General features: G+C 46.2%; 20 protein-coding genes. 10 read left to right on the top strand and 10 right to left on the bottom strand.

Features of this window, described 5'->3' with window-relative positions; translation table 11 throughout:
* Positions 1–72 precede the first annotated feature (72 nt).
* The 3 genes from mgtE to LEPBO_RS0115615 all read left to right on the top strand — a co-directional run bounded on the left by mgtE (position 73) and on the right by LEPBO_RS0115615 (position 2,640).
* Entirely contained in the window at positions 73–1,452 is a 1,380-nt protein-coding gene (gene mgtE, locus LEPBO_RS0115630) for a magnesium transporter (protein WP_017288498.1), read from the top strand.
* 129 nt (positions 1,453–1,581) lie between these two features.
* A complete protein-coding gene (locus LEPBO_RS0115625; RefSeq protein ID WP_017288497.1) occupies positions 1,582–1,959 on the top strand; it encodes a hypothetical protein in 378 nt (125 codons plus the stop codon).
* A 207-nt stretch (positions 1,960–2,166) separates the two neighbouring features.
* A complete protein-coding gene (locus LEPBO_RS0115615) occupies positions 2,167–2,640 on the top strand; it encodes a phosphate-starvation-inducible PsiE family protein (RefSeq protein WP_017288496.1) in 474 nt (157 codons plus the stop codon).
* 111 nt (positions 2,641–2,751) lie between these two features.
* On the opposite strand, the gene LEPBO_RS0115610 is transcribed toward LEPBO_RS0115615, so the two are convergent.
* Complete coding sequence (locus tag LEPBO_RS0115610; protein WP_144056206.1) at positions 2,752–4,314, bottom strand: Na+/H+ antiporter; 1,563 nt, start codon at positions 4,312–4,314, stop codon at positions 2,752–2,754.
* A 69-nt stretch (positions 4,315–4,383) separates the two neighbouring features.
* Positions 4,384–5,790 carry a sensor histidine kinase gene (locus LEPBO_RS0115605; protein ID WP_017288494.1) on the bottom strand — a complete coding sequence of 469 codons (1,407 nt, stop codon included), beginning with the start codon at positions 5,788–5,790 and terminating at the stop codon, positions 4,384–4,386.
* Positions 5,791–5,845: 55 nt separating this feature from the next.
* Here LEPBO_RS0115605 and LEPBO_RS0115600 point away from each other — a divergent pair, with 55 nt between their 5' ends.
* The 3 genes from LEPBO_RS0115600 to LEPBO_RS0115590 all read left to right on the top strand — a co-directional run bounded on the left by LEPBO_RS0115600 (position 5,846) and on the right by LEPBO_RS0115590 (position 9,953).
* Positions 5,846–6,523: a response regulator transcription factor gene (locus LEPBO_RS0115600; RefSeq protein ID WP_017288493.1), complete on the top strand. Its 678-nt coding sequence runs from the start codon at positions 5,846–5,848 to the stop codon at positions 6,521–6,523.
* 196 nt (positions 6,524–6,719) lie between these two features.
* Positions 6,720–7,112 carry a response regulator gene (locus LEPBO_RS37190; protein ID WP_017288492.1) on the top strand — a complete coding sequence of 131 codons (393 nt, stop codon included), beginning with the start codon at positions 6,720–6,722 and terminating at the stop codon, positions 7,110–7,112.
* Positions 7,113–7,238: 126 nt separating this feature from the next.
* The gene (locus LEPBO_RS0115590) at positions 7,239–9,953 is read left to right on the top strand and encodes a cation-transporting P-type ATPase (RefSeq protein ID WP_017288491.1); all 2,715 of its coding nucleotides are present in this window, start codon (positions 7,239–7,241) and stop codon (positions 9,951–9,953) included.
* 206 nt (positions 9,954–10,159) lie between these two features.
* Here LEPBO_RS0115590 and LEPBO_RS0115580 read toward each other — a convergent pair whose 3' ends face one another.
* From LEPBO_RS0115580 to LEPBO_RS37185, 6 genes are all read right to left on the bottom strand, one after another.
* Entirely contained in the window at positions 10,160–10,522 is a 363-nt protein-coding gene (locus tag LEPBO_RS0115580) for a DUF302 domain-containing protein (RefSeq protein WP_242050983.1), read from the bottom strand.
* 91 nt (positions 10,523–10,613) lie between these two features.
* A complete protein-coding gene (locus LEPBO_RS0115575; protein WP_017288488.1) occupies positions 10,614–11,333 on the bottom strand; it encodes a DUF305 domain-containing protein in 720 nt (239 codons plus the stop codon).
* A 376-nt stretch (positions 11,334–11,709) separates the two neighbouring features.
* Positions 11,710–12,282, bottom strand: a complete 573-nt coding sequence (locus LEPBO_RS0115570; protein WP_242049451.1) for a rhodanese-like domain-containing protein — start codon at positions 12,280–12,282, stop codon at positions 11,710–11,712.
* Between the two features lie 8 nt (positions 12,283–12,290).
* Entirely contained in the window at positions 12,291–12,986 is a 696-nt protein-coding gene (locus LEPBO_RS0115565; protein ID WP_017288486.1) for an MBL fold metallo-hydrolase, read from the bottom strand.
* Positions 12,987–13,049: 63 nt separating this feature from the next.
* The gene (locus tag LEPBO_RS0115560; protein ID WP_017288485.1) at positions 13,050–13,898 is read right to left on the bottom strand and encodes a sulfite exporter TauE/SafE family protein; all 849 of its coding nucleotides are present in this window, start codon (positions 13,896–13,898) and stop codon (positions 13,050–13,052) included.
* The gene (locus tag LEPBO_RS37185) at positions 13,898–14,239 is read right to left on the bottom strand and encodes a rhodanese-like domain-containing protein (protein WP_017288484.1); all 342 of its coding nucleotides are present in this window, start codon (positions 14,237–14,239) and stop codon (positions 13,898–13,900) included. Before LEPBO_RS37185 ends, LEPBO_RS0115560 begins: the two co-directional genes overlap by 1 nt.
* 502 nt (positions 14,240–14,741) lie before the next feature.
* Between LEPBO_RS37185 and LEPBO_RS0115545 the strand changes: the two genes are divergently transcribed.
* Positions 14,742–15,101 carry an ArsR/SmtB family transcription factor gene (locus tag LEPBO_RS0115545; RefSeq protein ID WP_026148674.1) on the top strand — a complete coding sequence of 120 codons (360 nt, stop codon included), beginning with the start codon at positions 14,742–14,744 and terminating at the stop codon, positions 15,099–15,101.
* A 120-nt stretch (positions 15,102–15,221) separates the two neighbouring features.
* On the opposite strand, the gene LEPBO_RS0115540 is transcribed toward LEPBO_RS0115545, so the two are convergent.
* Positions 15,222–15,962: an aspartate/glutamate racemase family protein gene (locus tag LEPBO_RS0115540; protein ID WP_026148673.1), complete on the bottom strand. Its 741-nt coding sequence runs from the start codon at positions 15,960–15,962 to the stop codon at positions 15,222–15,224.
* Between the two features lie 128 nt (positions 15,963–16,090).
* Here LEPBO_RS0115540 and LEPBO_RS0115535 point away from each other — a divergent pair, with 128 nt between their 5' ends.
* Positions 16,091–16,366, top strand: a complete 276-nt coding sequence (locus LEPBO_RS0115535; protein ID WP_036044628.1) for an IS1/IS1595 family N-terminal zinc-binding domain-containing protein — start codon at positions 16,091–16,093, stop codon at positions 16,364–16,366.
* Between the two features lies 1 nt (position 16,367).
* Here the strand turns inward: LEPBO_RS0115535 and LEPBO_RS0115530 are convergent, their stop codons facing one another.
* Positions 16,368–17,084 carry a GntR family transcriptional regulator gene (locus tag LEPBO_RS0115530; protein WP_017288479.1) on the bottom strand — a complete coding sequence of 239 codons (717 nt, stop codon included), beginning with the start codon at positions 17,082–17,084 and terminating at the stop codon, positions 16,368–16,370.
* Positions 17,085–17,601: 517 nt separating this feature from the next.
* Between LEPBO_RS0115530 and LEPBO_RS0115520 the strand changes: the two genes are divergently transcribed.
* A complete protein-coding gene (locus LEPBO_RS0115520) occupies positions 17,602–18,792 on the top strand; it encodes an ABC transporter ATP-binding protein (RefSeq protein WP_017288477.1) in 1,191 nt (396 codons plus the stop codon).
* A gap of 72 nt (positions 18,793–18,864) precedes the next feature.
* Positions 18,865–20,157, top strand: a complete 1,293-nt coding sequence (locus tag LEPBO_RS0115515) for an ABC transporter substrate-binding protein (protein WP_017288476.1) — start codon at positions 18,865–18,867, stop codon at positions 20,155–20,157.
* The last annotated feature ends 63 nt before the right edge of the window (positions 20,158–20,220 follow it).

The raw sequence follows: 20,220 nt of genomic DNA, 5'->3' as shown, positions 1-20,220 counted from the left end.
CTAGTCGTGATCCGTTCCCAAACTGCATTGAAAAAAGGCCAAACCACTATTTTTCAGAAATAGGAAGCTACCGTGACTCAATTTCCACCCAATCTCACCCGACAAGAGTTAAGGGAGTGGGTACGATCGCAACTGCAACCGCTGTTGGAGCAAAAGGACTTCCAGGCAGCCAAAGCACTCCTCGTTCCCATTCAGCCTGTTGATATTGCAGACGCGATCGAGGATCTTCCATCGGTCATGCAAGCGATCGCATTTCGGTTGTTGTCGAAAGATGAAGCAATCGAAGTTTATGAGTATCTGGATCCCGCGATTCAAGAAGCCCTCCTAGAAGATTTTAAGCGACCTGATGTTTTAGAAGTGGTTGATGGGATGTCGCCAGATGATCGGGTGCGATTGTTTGATGAGCTTCCAGCAAAAGTGGTGCGACAACTTTTTTATCACCTCAGTGCTGAAGAACGCGATGCAACGGCGCTGCTGTTGGGCTATCCAGCTAATACTGCGGGGCGAATGATGACCCCAGAGTATGTCTCCCTCAAGGAGTCCTGGACTGTCGCTCAGGCACTCGAACGCATTCGCCAAGTCGCTCGATCAACAGAGACAATCTACTATCTCTATATCACTGATATCAGTCGGCGTTTGAACGGGATTCTCTCACTGCGAGACTTGCTGACTGCTGATTTGGAAGTGCTCATCAGCCAGATTATGAACCGAGAAGTAGTCAGGGTCGAGACGAATACCGATCAAGAAGAGGTAGCGCGAATCATTCAGGACTATGATTTAATTGCGCTTCCCGTTGTCGATCGTGAGCAGCGTCTCGTAGGAATTGTGACCGTCGATGATATTCTAGATGTATTAGAAGAGGAAACGACGGAAGATATTTACACATTAGGCGGCTTGCAATCGGATGGTGATGATTATTTTCGTGCTAATCTTTTCACGATTGCCCGAAAACGTGTGGTCTGGTTGTTAGTTCTTTTAGTCACGAATACTGCAACCAGCGCTGTGATTCGCAGTCAGGAAGATGTGTTAGAGCGGGTGGTTGCACTAGCAGCATTTATTCCATTGTTGATTGATACGGGTGGTAATGTTGGGTCACAATCGTCTACGGTGATTATCCGGGGATTGAACACTGATAATGATCAACTCCGGAACCGCTTGAGTGTGATTCGACGAGAAGCGATCGCAGGCAGTATTCTAGGAGCAATGTTAGGTGTGATTGTGACCGTGTGGGCTTATTTCTTGCAAGGAGATATAGGAGTCGCGCTTGCTGTCGGGATTAGTTTATTTGCGATTTCATTGATTGCCTCGATCGCAGGTTCGGGTCTACCGTTTTTGTTTCAAGCATTCAAACTTGACCCCGCCTTGATGTCTGCTCCGTTCATTACAACAGCAGTAGATGTATTCGGCGTATTAATTTACCTCAATGTTGCACGGTGGATTCTACGTATTTGAACAGGGCAGTCTCTTGAAAACAGAGCGTTCTTCAAATTTACTGCAAGTTTTTTAGGCTCATTTCCCCCCGACATCCCCCCGATTTCCCTCCGATATCTTAACGCTTATTTGGTAGAGTCCTCAGGCGATATGACCTTGGAAAAACCAGGAACCATAGATATTACGGTTAAAAGCGGAGGCAAGATGATCGAGGTTTATTATTTAGACCACATCGTTAAAGCTGTTTCTCATGATGGAGGATGGCAGGTCTATGTGAACGATCCAACTCCTAAGCCGATGCGAGTTTATACTTCTTCTGCTGTCTATGCAACTGCTGAAGAAGCAATGGGTTCTGGAAAAGAATTTGTGCGCCGACAAGCTGCTTTATCCTTGATTTTGAGGTTTCTGGATGAATGGCGAGTGTCGGAGAAAATTAGTGATGCAGAGTTAGATGCACTCTCTGCTTCGCTCTGCTTTTTCTGTTGTTTTCAAGATTCCTACTCACCGAAAAATTATTGGTATCAGTAATAGCTTTCAACCCGAACTCTCAGCTAATGTGAGTTCGGGATATTCGAGTGATCTTTTTTCAGCGATCGTACCAAAACCTTCAATCAAGCGGTGGAACGCACTCATTTAAAGGTTACAGTGAGTTAACGTTGAAATGCTCTGTGCAGTGAGGGCGAGTCAAACCCTCCGCGCAAGATTTCTTGTTGCTGATGATTAGAAGCGATCATTATGAGATCTGTAGGGGAGAAGTTCATTCAATATCTTTCATCCTTTTTTGCCGATGATACCTATGTGAGGTCGATTCGGCGATTTGAAAAATTTGTTTCAAAAGTGCTTTCAGCCGCTATGCTGATTGTGATATCTGTCGCATTACTGGATCTGATTCTGATTTTAGCTAGAGATTTATTACAGGAGCCATTCGGATTTTTCAATCGGACATTAATTGATATTTTTGGATTATTTCTCAATATCCTCATTGCGCTAGAACTGCTTGAAAATATCACGGTCTACTTACAAGAAAACACAGTTCGACTAGAACTCGTAATTGCAACGTCGCTGATTGCGATCGCGCGCAAGATTATTATTTTTGATTTCAGTAAGTTTAGTCATTCGGAACTCATCGCTTTAGGCATTGCGATCTTCGCTCTTGCGCTGAGCTATTGGTTAATCAAACGCCTCAATTCTCAATTGCGATCGCCCTAACTCCGGTAGTTAATGTACATCCCGCCGAGATATCACGCAGTGATTGTGATCCCTGAAATCAAGATATGGACATCACACGAGAGTAGAGCGAATAAGTCCTAAACATCACATTTATACAGAATCTATTTCAGATGCGTGTTGCATCAGAGGAGCGAGTTCTTGATTGAGTTGACCCGATTGAACTAGCTCGGCATAAGTTTCGGCTTCCACTGCTAAAAGTTCTTCGCGGAGTTGGTCATTTGCAAAGCCGTTTAGACTCGGATACTCAGACTGAAGTTGCGCTGCTTCTTGGCTGAGTCGCTCGATTTCTCCTTTCACAAGAGCCTCTTGGTAACAATAGAATTCTGGCTCAATGCCTGGACGTTGTTGGACTTGGTGCAGGTGATCTAACACTCGATTCATCGCAGTTAACCGGGCAATTACCTCAGCATATTGCTGGCGGAGTGGCTGATCGCCGAGCAGTTTCAGAACTTCTAGCAAGGGTTTGATTGTTAAACCTTGAACCAGCAAAGTAAAGAGAACCACGCCAAACACCACAGCGATGATCTCTTCTCGCTCCGGTAAGACAATCGGAACGCTCAAGGCAAGTGCGATCGCAACTGATCCCCGTAAGCCGCCCCACCATAACAAGGTTTGCTCTCGCATCGAGATATCTGTGGTTGTGAGGGCATTACTCAACCGTCCTAAACCATACACTGTAATCGCCCGCGCCAAAATCATTCCGAGAATCGTGATAACGATCGTTTTCCAACTGTCGTCTAGGATGGCAAAGCGGATCTGATCCCCAATTAGCAAAAATACGATCGAATTGACAAAAAAGGCAAGGAACTCCCAAAACTCGGTCACAATAATCCGAGTCCGGGGATTCATGCCAATGCGTGACCCAAAGTTCCCCAAAACCAGTCCGACAACAACGACTGCAATTACACCAGAGCCACCTAAATCTTCTGCAATCAGATAGGTTGCATAGGCAGAAACCAGCGTCAGGGATTGCTCGACAAGCGGTAGATCAAATCGCTGGGTGAGATAAGAAATGCTAAATCCAATCAAAGTCCCAACTGCAACGCCCACTCCAACGACAACGAAAAACTGACCCAGAATCGATTGGAGTGACAAGGTTGCAGTTCCTAGAGGTAATCCGACTAACAGACTAAAGGCAACGACTGCCATCCCATCATTGAATAGGCTTTCGCCTTCCATCACTGTAGATAAGCGTTTGTCTACTCCCAATTCTCGAAAAAGAGCAATCACTGAAACCGGATCAGTGGCAGATAAACTTGCTCCAATTAACAATGCTGTCGTAAGTGGCAGGCTCACGAGGTAATGTAAGCCAAATGCCACTCCTAGAATGGAAATGACTACGCCTAAGATGGCATACAGCGCGATCGGAACCCACTGCTGTTTTAGCTCTGTCCATCTCAGATTCCATGCTGCTTCAAACAGAAGTGGGGGTAAAAAGATCGAGAGAATTAATTCCGGAGAAAGATTGACGAGGCGAACATCAACAAATGCTAACCCTAGTCCCACAATCACCAACAGCAGCGTATAGGGAATCCGGCGAAACCAGCCAAAGAACTGAGGGAGAGTTGCTACACTGAGAGACACAGCGAGAACCAGTAAAAAAGGTTTGAGGTTACTTTCGATCGTTGCCTCTGCAATCAATGTTGTTAGCATGAGATGTTCCATACAATTCAGAGCTTATCCTTTCTAGTAACGCGCTTTTAGATCATTGAGAGAATTACCTTAAGCGGAATCTTGCAGCTTAGCGTGGGGAATTTGAATCGTAAAAGTTGATCCACTGCCTAGTGTACTCTCTACATCAATTGTGCCTTGATGTACATCGAGGCACTTTTTCACGATCGCTAATCCCAATCCCGTGCCTAAAATGCCTCTTGAATTTTTCCCGCGACTAAAGGGATCGTAAAGCTTTTGTTGATCCTCGATTCCAATGCCAATCCCTTCATCTTTGATCTCAAAGATCATGTGTTCAATCTGATCTTTGAACGTGAAATAGATAGTACTGTCGATTGGAGAATATTTAATGGCATTTGAGAGCAAGTTACTGAGGATTGAATAGAGCAATTTCTCATCGACCCAAGCATGAGTTGTACTGCCTTGTTGAATAAATTTAATCGATCGTCGCGATTCACTGAACAATTGAGAATCTTCGATCAGATTGAGACAAAACGTTTGCATCTCCACCCAAGCGGGATGAAATTCTAATTGTCCTGCATCAGCGCGTGCTAACGTTAACATATCGCTCAACAATTGAGTCATCGCTTTAGCCGAGACATGAATGCGATTTAAGTTTTTCAGCTTGATTGGGTCATGCAAGGGTTTTAAGCTTTCTGCTAAAAGTTGGGCTGATCCTAAAATCAAACTCAGCGGAGTGCGAAACTCATGCGACACCATCGAAAAGAACCGAAGCTTTAGCTCACTCAGTTCTTTCTGCTGCGCCAAGCTCTGTTGTAACGCTTCTGCGCGTTGACGCTTGACCATCTGTTGATAGAGCAAGGCATAAACTCCTGACAACACGATAAACGTGAATACGGTTCCTAGCACTTCAATCAGCATTCTGCCCTGAAGATTCGTTTGCGATCTCCGCATTTGAGTTTGTAAGAGGTCTTCTTCAGTCGTACGGAGTTGGTGAATGACTTGGCGAATCGCCTCCTGATTTTGTCTAAGCTCAGCGAAGAGAGGATTTTGAGCCGGGTTTGCGTCGGAGCGAGCCTTGAGAGAGCGCTGTAACAATGCGATTCGGGTAGTAATCAGACGTTTTAGAACTTCAACCTGTGATCGTTGATCGGGGGTAGTGGTGAGGACATTCTGTACCTGATTCACTTGATCACTCAGTCTCTTGACTGCCATCTGATACCGCTCTAAATCTTCGTTCGCCTGAAATGAACGATAGCGCCAGCGTTCAGACTCTGCTTCTGTCAACGTTGTAGAAATATCAGTGAGAGATTGTAAGACTTCATTGGTTTGTCGCACTTGCTGAGAGCTTTCCATTAACTGAGTTGCATTTTGGTATGACACAAAACTGACAACTCCCATTAAGAGAAAGGCGAATCCTAGCCCCGCCCGAATCCATTGTCCTTCGAGTGACTTCTTCATCAGCACTCCTTTTAAGCCATCTACAATCGTCACCATTCACAAAATTATGACTAGAACGGCATAATTTAACAAAGTCTGATTACAAGCTCCAATGCGAATTCTAATTGTAGAAGATGATATTCAACTCGCAGAGATGTTGACGGAAGCGTTAACCAACCGTCAATATACCGTGGATGTCGCCCAAGACGGCGAATCTGCGTGGCATTGGATTGAGCTATCGGACTATGATTTGGTGTTATTAGATGTCACCCTGCCTAAAATCGATGGGATTCGATTGTGTCAACAATTACGCGATCGCAATACTGCCATTCCGGTTTTGATGTTAACTGCACGCGATACGATCGCCGACAAAATCATTGGGCTAGATGCGGGAGCCGATGCCTATATGGTAAAGCCCTTTGACCTCGAAGAACTGATGGCTCAAATTCGCGCACTGCTGAGACGGGGCGGTACCCGAATTCGTCCCAAACTCTGTTGGGGGAGCTTGTGCCTTGATCCGACAACCTACGAAGTGATGTATGGAGAGCAACTCCTGACATTAACCCGGAAAGAATATTCGCTGTTAGAACTATTACTAGCTAACGGTCGCAGAGTGTTAAGTAGACCGGGAATTATTGATCGATTGTGGTCGATCGACGAGTCTCCGACCGAAGAAGCCGTAAAAACTCATATCCGAACCTTACGGCAAAAACTCCGAAACGTCGGCGCACCTGATGATTTGATCGAAACTGTCCACGGCTTAGGGTACCGGATGAAGCAACTTGATTGAGAAGCCCCCGAAATCCCCCCGAAATCCCCCCTGTTCTCTAACATCTCCCGTGGTACTAATGAAGTCAGTAGCACTGTTTAAACAGGCTGCGAAGCGCTGTTGTGACGATTCATCTGGTTCTGATTCCTACCGCACCCTAATTCTTGAGGTCGATTCAAAGAATTAGGGTTTTTGCCCTTAAGTTCATCATTCAACAATGGTCAAGATTCTTGTTCTAGAAGATAATGTTCTGAGCCAGGATTTATTGTGCAGTTTATTGATTCCAGAAGGCTATGAAGTTGTCTGTGCAGCAGATGGACAATCAGGACTCGCACAAATTCAAGAGCAGCATCCAGACCTCGTAATTTCAGACATTGATATGCCTGGAATGAATGGATTAGAAGTGTTACAACAAATTCGATTAAATCACTTAACGGCTAGCCTTCCTGTTATCATCTGTACAAGTGCTGAAGACGAGAGTTGCCGCAGATTAGCAACACAACTCAATGCAATCTATATTACGAAGCCCTTTTATCCGTCCAAACTGCTGAAAATTGTGACAGAGCAACTTACACAACAGCTATCTAGCTCTCAACAATCGCCTTTCTAGGTTAAGTTCTACAAATTCGTTAGAGTTGTGAGCGGTATTCTTCTGCACTCTTGAGTGAGGAGAGATCGCGAGCGATTTTTTATTGTTACTGATCACATCTCAAATTTGACTCGTGACACTACTATTATGACGACAAATACACGCTCTCAAGCTTTGTCTCGCTCGCATTATGAAGCAACGGCTCCAGAAGTCATTGCACAATTTCAGAGCGATCCTAAAGCTGGGTTATCTTCTACTCAGGTTAGCCAGAATCAACAGCGCTATGGCTTGAATGAGCTAACAGTAAAACCGGGAAAGCCAGCTTGGTTAAGATTTCTACTTCAGTTCAATCAAGCGTTGCTCTACATTCTGATTGTTGCTGGTGCAATTAAAGCATTCTTAGGATCGTGGACGAATGCAGCCGTCATTTGGGGTGTGACGATCATTAATGCCATCATTGGGTTTGTGCAGGAGTCGAAAGCAGAAGGCGCGATCGCGGCTCTTGCCAAAGCAGTCACCACAGAAGCAACGGTGATTCGCAACGGACAAAAACAACGTATTCCTTCACAAGAGCTTGTTCCAGGAGATCTAGTCCTCCTCGCTTCAGGCGACAAAGTTCCTGCTGATTTGCGCTTGATTACTACTCGCAACTTACAAATTGATGAATCGGCGCTCACCGGAGAATCTGTTCCGGTTGAAAAACTGACGGAACCCCTGCAACCCCAAACACCGCTGGCAGAACGACAAAATATGGCGTATGCGGGCAGTTTTGTCACGTTTGGACAAGGAAGCGGCATTGTCGTAGCAACGGCAAACGAAACTGAGGTCGGCAAGATCTCGCGATCGCTCGATCAACAAACGGATCTCAGCACTCCTCTAACGCGCAAATTCGCTAAATTTAGCCATACCTTGCTCTACATCATTCTCGCACTGGCAGCACTGACCTTAGCTGTGGGGGTGGGACAAGGACAATCACTAGCGGAAATGTTTGAAGCGGCAGTAGCGTTAGCAGTGAGCGCGATTCCCGAAGGATTGCCTGCGGTAGTAACCGTGACATTAGCGATCGGGGTCAATCGCATGGCGCGGCGACACGCGATCGTGCGAAAACTCCCTGCGGTGGAAACCCTTGGAAGTGCCACTGTGATTTGTTCGGATAAAACCGGAACGCTGACCGAAAACCAAATGACGGTGCAAGCCATCTATGCAGGCGATCAGACTTACTCAGTCAGTGGAACAGGCTATAGTCCCGACGGCGAGATTGCTGACTCCACTGGAGCAATCGTGAGGGTGACCAATGCACGCGCTTTACAAGAATGCCTCACTGCCGGACTCGCGTGTAATGACTCCCATCTAGAGGAAGAGAACGATCGTTGGCTTGTGATTGGTGATCCGACCGAAGGCGCATTGATCACGGCTGCGAACAAAGCAGGATTTCATCTGGCTCACATTTCGCAATCCCTGCCTCGCATTGATTCGATTCCGTTTGAGTCGCAATTTCAATACATGGCAACTTTGCATGATACTGCAACTGAGCACATCATCTATGTAAAAGGCTCCGTCGAAGCCATTCTCAAACGGTGTGAACATACAATCGAGAAGCATCCACTCGATCGTCAACACATTGAACAACAAGTCGAAACAATGGCGCAAGAAGGCTTACGGGTGCTAGCGTTTGCGAAGAAAACTGTATCTAAATCTCAGTCGTCGATCGATCATCATGACCTTGATTCTGGATTGATTTTCTTAGGTTTACAGGGCATGATCGATCCGCCTCGGTCTGAAGTGATCGCGGCTGTTCAGTCCTGCCAGTCTGCGGGTATCCAAGTAAAAATGATCACGGGCGATCATATTACGACTGCGAAAGCGATCGCTCAACGCATCGGACTCCAAAACGCAGGTCATGCCACTGCGATCGATGGACAGCAACTCGAACGCATGGACGATCGAGAACTCTCTCAGGTTGTAGAAAACAGTGTTGTCTTTGCGCGGGTTGCCCCAGCCCAAAAGTTTCGGCTCGTCGAAGCCTTGCAATCGAAGGGTGAAATTGTTGCCATGACGGGAGACGGCGTGAATGATGCGCCTGCACTGAGAAAAGCAGACATCGGCATTGCGATGGGGGGTGCGGGAACGGATGTAGCGCGGGAAGCCGCAGATATGTTGCTGACTGATGATAACTTTGCGTCGATCGAAGCTGCTGTGGAAGAAGGACGCACCGTTTATCAGAATCTCAAGAAAGCGATCGCGTTTATTCTTCCGGTCAATGGTGGCGAATCGATGACGATTTTGATCAGTGCCTTATTTGCGAGAGCTTTGCCGATTCTATCGCTGCAAGTCTTGTGGCTGAATATGGTGAACTCGATCGCGATGACGGTTCCTCTAGCCTTCGAGCCAAAAACTGAGCGGGTTATGCAACATCCGCCGCGCAATCCGCGTGAACCTTTACTATCAAAAACTCTGATCTACAGAATTTTAGTCATCTCCGTCTTTAACTGGATTTTGATCTTCGGGATGTTTGAATGGGTGCGTCAAAGTACTGGAAATCTGGAACTAGCGCGAACGATGGCAATCCAAGCACTTGTCGCAGGTCGGATTGTTTACTTACTCAGCATTAGCCAATTAGGCAAGACGATCATGGCTAAACTTCGCGGGAAACAACCTATTTCATTCGGTGATACCCGTGCCATACTTTATGGAATTGCTGGAGCTGTGATGTTACAGATTGTCTTTAGCCAATGGAGTGTGATGAATACTCTATTTAAAACAGCTCCCTTAAATCTCACTCAATGGCTCATCTGCTTATTGCCCGCAGTGCCAATGATTCCGGTTGCACTTTTAGCAAATCGCATTGATCCCTTTGATTGAGCCGGAATGTCGCTATCATGGTGGACTCCCAGGCATTTGTACAGAGACATCTGCCATTGCACCCATTCCGAAGCGCAAAGCAACTAAGATAATCAAAAGCACGAGCTTAGAATCGATCGACGATTTGGCAAATTGACTCACTAAGCCGAGGAGACTTCGATTCAGGGTGTGGAGCCGTTGAATGATTCATAAGAACAAAACCTAGCTTATAAAGTCTCGATCGCGGTTTTCAGCTTGGCTCTGACTTGCTCTGCAATTCCCTGTAGATCTGAGTTTTCGATCGCTTGCATTGATGCGATCGGATCAACGGCTGCCACTTCGACACCTTCTGACTTTTGTTGGACAACCACATTACAAGGCAGCATAGTTCCAACTTTATCTTCGAGTTGCAGGGCTTGATAAGCAAAAGATGGATGACAAGCTCCTAGGATTTTGTAGGCTGGCATTTCGACATCAAGTTTCTTTTTCAGCGTGTTTTGCACATCGATTTCCGTGAGAACGCCAAATCCTTGCTGCTTCAAACTTTGATTCACTTGTTCAATGGCTTGATCAAAAGAGGTATGGAGCATTTTGCTGAAGTAATAACTCATCTGAAGTGTTTCTCCGGTTTAGGGTTGGAGTGAAATCGGCTGAATCTTGAGTGTCTGCCCTCAAGAAGTTCTATTGGGTTTGGGACGGATACCAAGTCTGATACCACTGCTGCATCTGGTTAATCTCTGCAGTTTGAGTTTTAACAATGGATTCCGCTAAACGCTGAATTTCAGGATGCTGAGAGTTCGTCAGTACCATTTGTGCCATCATGACTGCCATTTGATGATGTGGAATCATCTCTTCGATGAAGGTACGATCGAAGTCTTTGGCATTTTGCAGCGCTACCAAATCTGTGCGCATTCCCATCATGCCTCTATGCCCCATCATTCCCATCCCCCAACCAGGAGAACCCGCTGATCGAGCCAACTGGTTGCTCGGACTCTTGATTCCCATTCCTGGTTGCCATTGCGGAACCGTTGTGCCATACCACTGCTTGTACCAGGTTTGCATCTCCTGAATTTCACGGGTTTGGGTCGTTTTAATCGATCGTGCTAGAGCTTTCAGTTCAGAATGCTGAGCGCGATTCGATGCTAAGTCAGCCATCGCTACAGCATCCTCATGATGCGGAATCATCATCACAATGAAGTGTTGATCGGTTTGTCCCATTATCCGGGATCTAACAGGAACAGAAGCGGGATTTGCAGGAGCCGTAGTTGAATTGGATACGGGATCAGAATTCGAGGAATTCGAGGGGGCTGTGGGTCTAGCCGTCAGCAGAATCAAAGCGGTGAGCACACCACCTGCGAGAAGACCTGCAAGACTGTAGAGAATAGGTTGGCGATGAATCATAGTTTCTTCTCCTGAATTCAGAAAATGAAGCGATTCTTATTCTTCAGTCATTGAGAAAAATGAAGCGAAACAATCACTCAATGCTGTTCTTTCAATATATCTGATTGCTGCTGGAGATGATCGAAGGAGATACTAACAGTTGCACTTTTTCTTCTACTCGCGATTCTAGCGATCGAAGTAAAAAGTAGCCACAGTTCTACAGAACAAGTGCTTGAACATCATTGCCAGCAGCAATTATTTCTGGAACGTAGCTACCCTTTGCTGAATTTTGTAGCGGTAAATCTTCAAACTTAGACGACTTTGAAGTAACTTGTATGAGCCTGCTATCATCCGCACAAGCAAGGGTTGTGAGATGATGCAGTGCTCACTTTGTTTACTACAATCTAGCGCGATAACGTTGGTTGTACGGGAGTTTGGCAAGGATCATCGCTAACATGCAGGTATCTGTGACTCCAGAAAATACAAGTCCTGCACCAAAAAAGCCGCTCAACAGCAAAAACCAAGGAGACACAAATGCACCTAAGAGTGTACCAAGTACCACACCTGATCCAGCCACAATCTGTACTTGGCGCATCAGACTGATGGGTGCTGCGCGATCGATTTGAGGCGGATAGCCCGCCTCTTTCCAAGCAACGAGTCCATCAGCAAGATGAGTGACGTCCTCGAAACCTGCATCCAATAGTTTTTGAGCAGCGATCGCGGATCGATTTCCCGATCGACAATACAAGACAATGTTTTTATCTTGCTGCTGTGGAATGCTAGCTGGATCAAAGCGAGAAAGCGAAACAAGTGTTGCGCCAGGAATATGTTCTCCAGCGTACTCTCCGGGTTCTCGCACATCAATCAGCGTGACTGTATCTTGGTCGATCGCTTGTTTCAAAGTTTGAGCATCGATCGTCTTTAATTCTTTCAATCGCATCATCGTCATGGTATCTCTTCTGTGAATCATTGTGTAAACTAAACTGTGATCAAGTTGCCGCAGCGTTCGTTTGCAGGGACGGCTTCCATCATCTTTTTCGGATTGGGCAAATTGAGGCTGTTCATCAATTCAATAAAGTCATTGCGGCTGCGTCCGCTGAATCGGAGATTCCATTGTTTCTCTTCAGCGATCGTAGAAACTGTGTGTCCTCGATAGTCATGTCCAGGATAAACAAGCGTTGCTTCTGGTAGAGTGAACAAGCGTTCTGTCACAGAATCATACAAAGTTCCAGCGTCGCCACTTTGAAAATCAGTCCGTCCACTACCGCGAATAAACAAGGCATCTCCAGTGAGCAAATGAGTGCCATTCACTAGATAGGCCATATGGCTGTCTGTATGTCCTGGGGTTGCGATCGCTTCAATTCGGACACTGCCGACTTCCAGAACTTCGCGATCTCGAATTTTGCGATCGGCACAAGCGGCATGGGCATTTTCAGGCACAATTCCGCAACAGCCTGTTGCTTCTCGGAGTTTTGCGGTTCCTGTGATGTGATCCGCGTGAATATGCGTTTCGAGACAGAATTTCAGCGTCAAGCCTAATTCATTGAGGATCTGGCGATCGCGTTCCACTTGTTCGAGAACCGGATCGACAAGAACTGCTTCTTTTGTGGTTGGATCAGCAATTAGATATGTGTAAGTACTCGTTTCTGCATCAAAGAGTTGTCGGAATAGCATGAGAGTAAACTCCAAACAAAAGGCTTTTGATTCATTATCTTACTATATAGTAATACAGTAAAGTCATAATTGTCTACTTGATTGTTGAATGACTTGTGCGTGAACGCTGTTATGAGATTGAGAGAGTTTGAAGCTATGACGATTTTGCGCAAGAACAAAGGCTGCGACGGCTAACAGAAAATAGCCAAACGTCTGTTGTAATCGTCGCGCTGGCACAAATCGGGCGAGATATGCGCCAGGAATTGTGCCGAGGCTCGCTGCCACAATAAACGATCCCATCAATTCCCAATCCAACGGCACTTGCCCCAGATAGCCGAGAAATCCGGCGACCGAGTTTAAGACAATCACGAGCAGTGATGTGCCGATCGCTTGCTTCATCGGGACGCGACCAAGCAGCACCAACGCAGGCACGATCGCAAATCCGCCTCCAACTCCCACCAGTCCAGTCAAGACTCCAACACCAATTCCTTCGGTCAACAACCAGAGCCAACAGTACTTGCAGACAGGCTTTGGATAGAAGTCCAATTCGCTCGATCGAGTGCGTTTAGCACTCTTCTGAATCATAAATCCTGCTGCCAGCACCATCATCACCGCAAACAAAAGCATTTGAAAGGTTCCAGATACAAAGGGCAGCGCGGCAATTTTCGCTCCCACAAATGCCCCAATCATCGTTGCTCCACCAAACACCAAAGCGGTCTTAAGGCTGACGTTTCCAGCTTTCCAATGCGGAATCACACCGAGTAAGCTGACTGTCCCGACAATCACTAACGTCATCGCGATCGCGGATTTCGGCGCAACACCCATCACATAGACCAGAATAGGCAGTGCTAGCACCGAGCCACCCCCGCCAATCAAGCCCAAGCTGAGTCCAATACCAACAGCGAGAAGATGTCCAATGATCCAAATCATCATTATGCTCCCTTTCCAACTTCGAGCGGATATCCGAATTGTCTCCAAGCACCGATTCCATGCTCGAGTTGAATGACATCCAAAAAACCTGCCTTCAGTAACTTCCGAGCAGCGATCGCAGAGCGATGACCCGAACGACAATAAAGCACAACCCGCTTAGCCGTTTGAGGAATGAGTTGAGCATTGAATCGGGACAAGGGCACAAGAATTGCACCGGGAATATGTTCTTTGTGATATTCAAAGGGTTCACGAACATCAACGAGGATAACGGTGTCTTGATCAAGCTGTTGTTTCAAGGTTTGGGCATTAAGGGTTTGGGAAGGATGAGTGCCAAAAAGGTTCATAGTCAATTCTCCAAATGAGCGTCTCGTTTACAAAGAACGCTTTTTTTCAAGTGCAAATCTATCTCAAGCAGAATCTAAGCAGCGCAAACTAGGAGCAGGCTTACTCTCGATCGCTGAGATTGTTCAGGAAGAAGTCATTAAATCTCGTGAATTCATTATATAACGAATTAGTAGTATAAAAGCAAGAATGTATTGGCGGAAATTTAAGATTTATCAAAGCACACTGAAATTAGGCATTTATCCCTTTTGCTTCTGCCTCTCCGCAGAAAACAGGTTGTCCCCTTGGATCGAAGAGAGCGCACTCAATCTAAGCGAAAAAATTGTGACGCTCTTGTTTGAACAGATTAATTTTGAACAGATTAATTTTGAGAGCTTCGCTCATCTGTTTGACAAGATAGCAATGCCTAGCAATGTTCGATTTCACTTAAGGTCTGCTGACTTTCCAAAACTTGAGATTCTTTATCCTATAATATTGTCATACGGTAATAGATTAAGAATTGATATGGCGAGTCGATCGAAGTTGCAAGCTTCTCCTACAGCATTAGCTCCTGTAGCAGATTACTTTAAAGTATTGTCCGAGACGAGTCGGCTTCAAGTTTTGTGTAGCCTGAGATCGGGAGCTAAGAATGTAAGCGAGATTATTGACGAAACGGGATTAGGGCAAGCCAATGTGTCGAAACATCTGAAGATTCTAGCGCAAGCAGGTCTTGTCTCTCGGCAGCCCCAAGGCGTGAGCGTTTACTACGAAATCACTGATCCGCTAATTTTTGAACTATGTGAGTTGGTGTGCGATCGCTTAGCAATTCGGTTAAAAGAACAATCTCAGCAACTCAAGCAATTAAATCCCTTACGCCAAAAATAAGCGTTGAAAAACTGTTTGTACAGGTTGGTCAAATATTGATCGACGGATTTCGTTTGTGTAGGCGCAACTTTCATCTGCAAGGCTGTGAACTATTCTGATTCACGATTCTAAACTGTTCTCCTATGGATTTTCCGACGAGGAAAAAGATTGAAAAATTCCTGTATAAGGTTTCGCGATCGGGAATGCGTAGCTTCCAGCTTTGCTCGTTTTGAGCTTGAGCGAGATCACTGCTTCAGCCAATTTCACCGCAGCGCTCACTCCATCGATAACCGGAACATTGAGTTCCTGAGTCAGTTGAACTGCAAGATGCGCCATTCCACCACACCCTAAGACGATCGCACCAACTTGATCCACCTTAATGGCTCGATAACACTCTTCCAAAATTGCAGTCTGTGCTTTTGTATCTGTCTCAATGCTCAATACCGGAAGATCGATCGATCGAATGTTCCGACAAAATTGATTCATTCCATATCGATCGACTAAATGCTGAGCAATGATTCGAGTCCGAGCCAACGTAGTCACAATCGAGAATTCTGAAGAGAGCAAGACTGCGGTACGCATTGCAGCCTCTGCGATCCCAATCACAGGACCTCGTGCCAGTTCACGCGCTGCATACAATCCAGGATCACCAAAACAAGCAATCACATAACCATCTGTCCCCTGGGCTTCACCCTTGCGAATTTCATCCAGGACACCGATCACACTCAAAGCCTCATCGTAAAACCCTTCGATCGAAACAGGTCCCATGTCTGGATTGACCGCCACGATTTCTGTTTCTCGACTGGCAATGCTCCGCGCTGTAGCACCAATTTGCTCAGTCATACTCGCACTGGTGTTCGGGTTGATTACTTTAATTTTCATAAATTTGTCGGCTCTGAGTTCCATCAGCTTTTTCGCTGTTGCCGTATCTAAATCTTAGCGACAAAATCTTGAATTGTTTACCTAATTATTGTATACAAGATTTCATACAGCTTTTGTATACAATAATTATGAACTGTCCGTATTGTGGGTCTAGCATGATCCGAAAGAATGGGCATCGGCAGGGCAAACAGAACTATCGATGTAAGGACTGCGATCGGCAATTCATTACGGTTCACACGCGGCGTGGCTACTCAGACGAGGTGAAACAAATCTGCTTGAGAATGTATCACCTCGGCTTAAAACTGCGCGAAATCGAGCGATTGACAGGCATTCGCCACACCACGATTCATTCTTGGGTCAAACAGTCAAAATCTGATGTGATGTCATCGTCTAATAACAAATAGTTCAGCGTAGAGAGGGCGATCGTGATTTCAAAAGATCGACGAGACTCGCATTGCCATTCAGCGATGCCCGCGCATTCAGTGCTGATTCAATTCCGTCGAGATGACGCATCGCAGCATGAACAGCCGCTTCTTCATCCCCTGATGCAATCTGATCTAAAATCTCGCTGTGCTCATCTTTGGTGCAGATCGGCATACCCTGGACTTCGTAAAAAAATGCCAGGGAAGTTTGCGGGATCAGTTCTTTGAGAAAGCGAGCGAGATACTTGTTTTGGCAAAGATCTGCAAGTTGGATGTGAAACTGAGCAGACAATCGACTTAATCGCGGCACATCTCTCTGTTCACATGCGAGGCGTTCTTCTTTCACCAGCGATCGAAGTGCAGCGACCTGTTTACGGGTAATGTTGCGGGTCACATCACGAACGATCGCCGCTTCAGTCAGTCGCCAAGCTTCATAAATTTGTTTTGCCTGATCGAGTGTCAAACTCGCTACAAATGCCCCACGATGCGGCTCCAACTTGACTAACTGATCATGTGCCAACCGCATCAAAACTTGCCGAATAATGGTGCGGCTCACACCGTAATGCTCTGCCAAGAGGTTTTCTCCCAGCTTGGTATCCGGTGGCAAGCGGCGCTCTAAAATCGAGTCGAAAAGCTCAGTGTAGATTAGTTCTTCGGTCGGCTTGGGTTTGGAGCCAGCGGGCAATGGAGCAGTACGCATAAGAAGTTTTCAGAGCAGAAATGTACAATTGTGGGATGCTTCAATCGAGAAGTGAATCGTTCTAAACTCCAATCTACAAGCTCTGCGGACGTAGAAGAGTATTTTGCACCATTGCGATTTTTAATACTATTTCATCCAGTTGTAACACGCCAACCGCATAAGTCCTCAATAAGTGTATACAACTTTTGAAAAATCTGCGCTTTCTTGACGCTTTATTAAGGTCTTGATCCCTATCCCAGTTCAAGATCGGAGAATCTAAAGTTAATTGAAAATTGTAGCGAAAAAGCCAAAAAAATCGATTCAAGCGTATCCGTCAACACTTTTTTGCATCAGCAAATTGGTTACAAGAATCGTATACAATTTTTGCAACTTATCAGTTTGCATGGGTTGTAGAACAGATTCGATGCAATGTCTTGCAATTCTGAGCAGAACTGACTGAGCTTTCACGATTGAGCTAATTTGCCGAACTAACCCGCTGAAAATATCGCAATTCACACCACCGACACAGGGGAAAATCATGACCGTGAACTCTGGGCGTGTCTCCGGGGCACAGAACGCCACTCAACTGACTGGAAATGGTATTCAACAAGCGTTAGCGAGTGTTGCCGCAGGTGTCGGGCTTCGCAACGTCACGAAAAAGTATGGCAGTGTTACTGCTGTCGAAAACATTACACTGGACATTCCTGCTGGAAAGTATTGCTGTTTGCTCGGACCAAGTGGCTGCGGCAAAACTACGGTACTTCGCATGATTGCAGGTCACGAGGAGATTTCGAGCGGCGAGATTTTTATTGGCGATCGACGAGTCAACGACATTCCTGCGGCAAAACGCAGTACGTCAATGATGTTCCAAAGCTATGCGCTGTTTCCACATAAGACCATTTGGCAGAATGTGGACTTTGGGCTAAAAATGCAGAATGTTCCTGAAGCAGAGCGACGAGCGCGAGTCGGAGAAATCTTAGAAATGGTCGGGCTGAGTCATACTAGCGATCGTAAACCGACTCAACTCAGCGGCGGTCAACAACAGCGAATTGCACTGGCTCGAGCCTTAGTAACTCGTCCCCAAGTCTTGATGTTAGATGAGCCGCTGAGCGCGCTCGATGAAAACCTGCGCGTGAAGATGCGAACCGAGTTGCGTAACATTCAAAAGCAGTTCGGACTCACTTTTATTCAAGTGACGCACCATGTTGAAGAAGCATTTGCGCTTTCAGATAGCGTGGTCGTAATGAACCACGGAAAACTCGATCAAGTCGCAGCACCGCAAGAGATCTTTAGCACTCCTGCCTCACAGTTTGTCGCAAAGTTCATGGGCGACAATAACATCTTTACGGGCAAAGTCATTCAATGTGCTCCGGACACCGACGGTACGGATCTCGTGGAACTGGAAATCGAAGGACTGGGATCATTGATGGCAAAAGGCTATTGCGTCCAACCAGGACAGATGGCAGCTTGCTCAGTGCGTCCGGATTTAATGTCGATCGAATCCTCCACCTCATCTGCTCCAACTCCTTACGCAAACCGAGTTTCAGCCCGAATCACTGGAATCGAGATGACTGGATACGTCACGCGCATTTCATTGATGGCAGAAGCAACGGGACAGGAATTGCTTTACAAAGTCCGAACTGAAGATTGGAACAATGAGACATACGCAGAGGGGCAACTGGTCACGCTCCGTTGGTCAGCCGAAAACTGTGTGTTTCTGGCTCATTAACACTGTGTGCCTCCTAGCTTTTCGACCTTAAGCTTACTTTTTTCAACATTTACAATTTGAGTGCTATCAACTATGACGAAGATGAGTCGGCGAACTGTAATTCGTTCAGGATTAGCAGCAGGTGCATTGCTTGCAGCCACAAGCTGTAAAAGGCAATCAGCAAGTAGCGGTCCTACTGTCATTACCAATTCGATCAAAGATGTAACGCTGCGCATGATTGGAACAGGTGCAGCCCAAATCAACGACATCAAGGAAAAAGCAGAGCAAGAGTTAGGATTCAAGCTGCAATTACGTGCGCTCAGCACTGAGGAAAACAACCAAATCGCGATTACTCAGCCGAAACAGTATGATATGTTCGACGGTGAGTATTTCAGTCTCCCTTTGGTGTTTCCGTCTGGAAACTTACAGCCGATCGAAGTGAAGCGCATCAAGAACTGGGATAAGATTGTGCCTTACTTCACAACGGGCAAGTTCGATAGCAGTTCACGCGTGAATGACTCTCAAGGAACTGCACCATTTAAGGTCATGTATGTCAAAGACAAGGACTCCAAGGAATTTTCAACGACTCCAACAGATTGGGCAACTCTGATTCCATTCCAATACAATGCAGATACGCTTGGCTACCGTCCTGATCTCACGGGCAAGAAGATCGAATCTTGGGCAGAACTACTCGATAGCAAGTTTAAGGGCAAAACGGCGCTGTTAGACATTCCCTCGATCGGGATTATGGATGCAGCAATGGTACTCGAAGCTGCTGGCATGATGAAGTTTGGCGATAAAGGCAACATGACCAAAGAGGAACTCGATAAGGTTGCCCAGATGCTCGTGAAGCTGAAGAAAGACGGACAGTTTCGCGCGTTCTGGAAGACGTTCGATGAATCGGTGAATTTGATGTCTTCAGGAGAAGTTGCCCTGCAATCAATGTGGTCGCCTGCGGTTACAGCCGTGAAAGCGAAAGGGATTCAGTGTACTTATGCGCCGTTGAAAGAAGGCTATCGCGGTTGGGGTGGCGGAATCGGGTTGTCTCGCAATCTATCCGGCATCGCGCTCGATGCGGCTTACGAGTACCTGAACTGGATGCTCGATGGCTGGGTGGGTGCGTTCTTGGGTCGTCAAGGTTACTACAGTGCTGCTCCTGAAACTGCGCGGAAATTTATGAAAGCAGAGGAGTGGGACTATTGGTATGAAGGTAAACCTGCTGCGATCGACATTGTTGATCCGTTCGGCAAAAAGATCGACTCAAAAGGTGCAATTCGCGACGGTGGCTCATTCAAAGATCGCTTCTCTAACATTGTTTGCTGGAATTCAGTCATGAAAGAGCAGACTTATCTGGTGCAGAAGTGGAATGAGTTTGTCGCTGCTTAAGTTGTTCTAATTCGCGAGGTCTAATCAGCGTTTGATTACACTTGGCGATTGAGCATTATTGAT

Origin of the sequence: Leptolyngbya boryana PCC 6306 (assembly GCF_000353285.1) — a bacterium.
GTDB classification, from domain to species: Bacteria; Cyanobacteriota; Cyanobacteriia; order Leptolyngbyales; family Leptolyngbyaceae; genus Leptolyngbya; species Leptolyngbya boryana.
The sequence above is the reverse complement of the archived record's forward strand: the minus strand, read 5'-3'. Positions and strand labels throughout refer to the sequence as shown.

What these genes read in the sequence shown, in the direction of transcription:
- LEPBO_RS0115625 (WP_017288497.1), top strand. Translation starts at nt 1,582, where the DNA reads ATGACCTTGGAAAAACCAGGAACCATAGATATTACGGTTAAAAGCGGA.
- LEPBO_RS0115615 (WP_017288496.1), top strand. Translation starts at nt 2,167, where the DNA reads ATGAGATCTGTAGGGGAGAAGTTCATTCAATATCTTTCATCCTTTTTT.
- LEPBO_RS0115610 (WP_144056206.1), bottom strand. Translation starts at nt 4,314, where the DNA reads ATGCTAACAACATTGATTGCAGAGGCAACGATCGAAAGTAACCTCAAA.
- LEPBO_RS0115605 (WP_017288494.1), bottom strand. Translation starts at nt 5,790, where the DNA reads ATGGTGACGATTGTAGATGGCTTAAAAGGAGTGCTGATGAAGAAGTCA.
- LEPBO_RS0115600 (WP_017288493.1), top strand. Translation starts at nt 5,846, where the DNA reads ATGCGAATTCTAATTGTAGAAGATGATATTCAACTCGCAGAGATGTTG.
- LEPBO_RS37190 (WP_017288492.1), top strand. Translation starts at nt 6,720, where the DNA reads ATGGTCAAGATTCTTGTTCTAGAAGATAATGTTCTGAGCCAGGATTTA.
- LEPBO_RS0115590 (WP_017288491.1), top strand. Translation starts at nt 7,239, where the DNA reads ATGACGACAAATACACGCTCTCAAGCTTTGTCTCGCTCGCATTATGAA.
- LEPBO_RS0115580 (WP_242050983.1), bottom strand. Translation starts at nt 10,522, where the DNA reads ATGCTCCATACCTCTTTTGATCAAGCCATTGAACAAGTGAATCAAAGT.
- LEPBO_RS0115575 (WP_017288488.1), bottom strand. Translation starts at nt 11,333, where the DNA reads ATGATTCATCGCCAACCTATTCTCTACAGTCTTGCAGGTCTTCTCGCA.
- LEPBO_RS0115570 (WP_242049451.1), bottom strand. Translation starts at nt 12,282, where the DNA reads ATGATTCACAGAAGAGATACCATGACGATGATGCGATTGAAAGAATTA.
- LEPBO_RS0115565 (WP_017288486.1), bottom strand. Translation starts at nt 12,986, where the DNA reads ATGCTATTCCGACAACTCTTTGATGCAGAAACGAGTACTTACACATAT.
- LEPBO_RS0115560 (WP_017288485.1), bottom strand. Translation starts at nt 13,898, where the DNA reads ATGATGATTTGGATCATTGGACATCTTCTCGCTGTTGGTATTGGACTC.
- LEPBO_RS37185 (WP_017288484.1), bottom strand. Translation starts at nt 14,239, where the DNA reads ATGAACCTTTTTGGCACTCATCCTTCCCAAACCCTTAATGCCCAAACC.
- LEPBO_RS0115545 (WP_026148674.1), top strand. Translation starts at nt 14,742, where the DNA reads ATGGCGAGTCGATCGAAGTTGCAAGCTTCTCCTACAGCATTAGCTCCT.
- LEPBO_RS0115540 (WP_026148673.1), bottom strand. Translation starts at nt 15,962, where the DNA reads ATGAAAATTAAAGTAATCAACCCGAACACCAGTGCGAGTATGACTGAG.
- LEPBO_RS0115535 (WP_036044628.1), top strand. Translation starts at nt 16,091, where the DNA reads ATGAACTGTCCGTATTGTGGGTCTAGCATGATCCGAAAGAATGGGCAT.
- LEPBO_RS0115530 (WP_017288479.1), bottom strand. Translation starts at nt 17,084, where the DNA reads ATGCGTACTGCTCCATTGCCCGCTGGCTCCAAACCCAAGCCGACCGAA.
- LEPBO_RS0115520 (WP_017288477.1), top strand. Translation starts at nt 17,602, where the DNA reads ATGACCGTGAACTCTGGGCGTGTCTCCGGGGCACAGAACGCCACTCAA.
- LEPBO_RS0115515 (WP_017288476.1), top strand. Translation starts at nt 18,865, where the DNA reads ATGACGAAGATGAGTCGGCGAACTGTAATTCGTTCAGGATTAGCAGCA.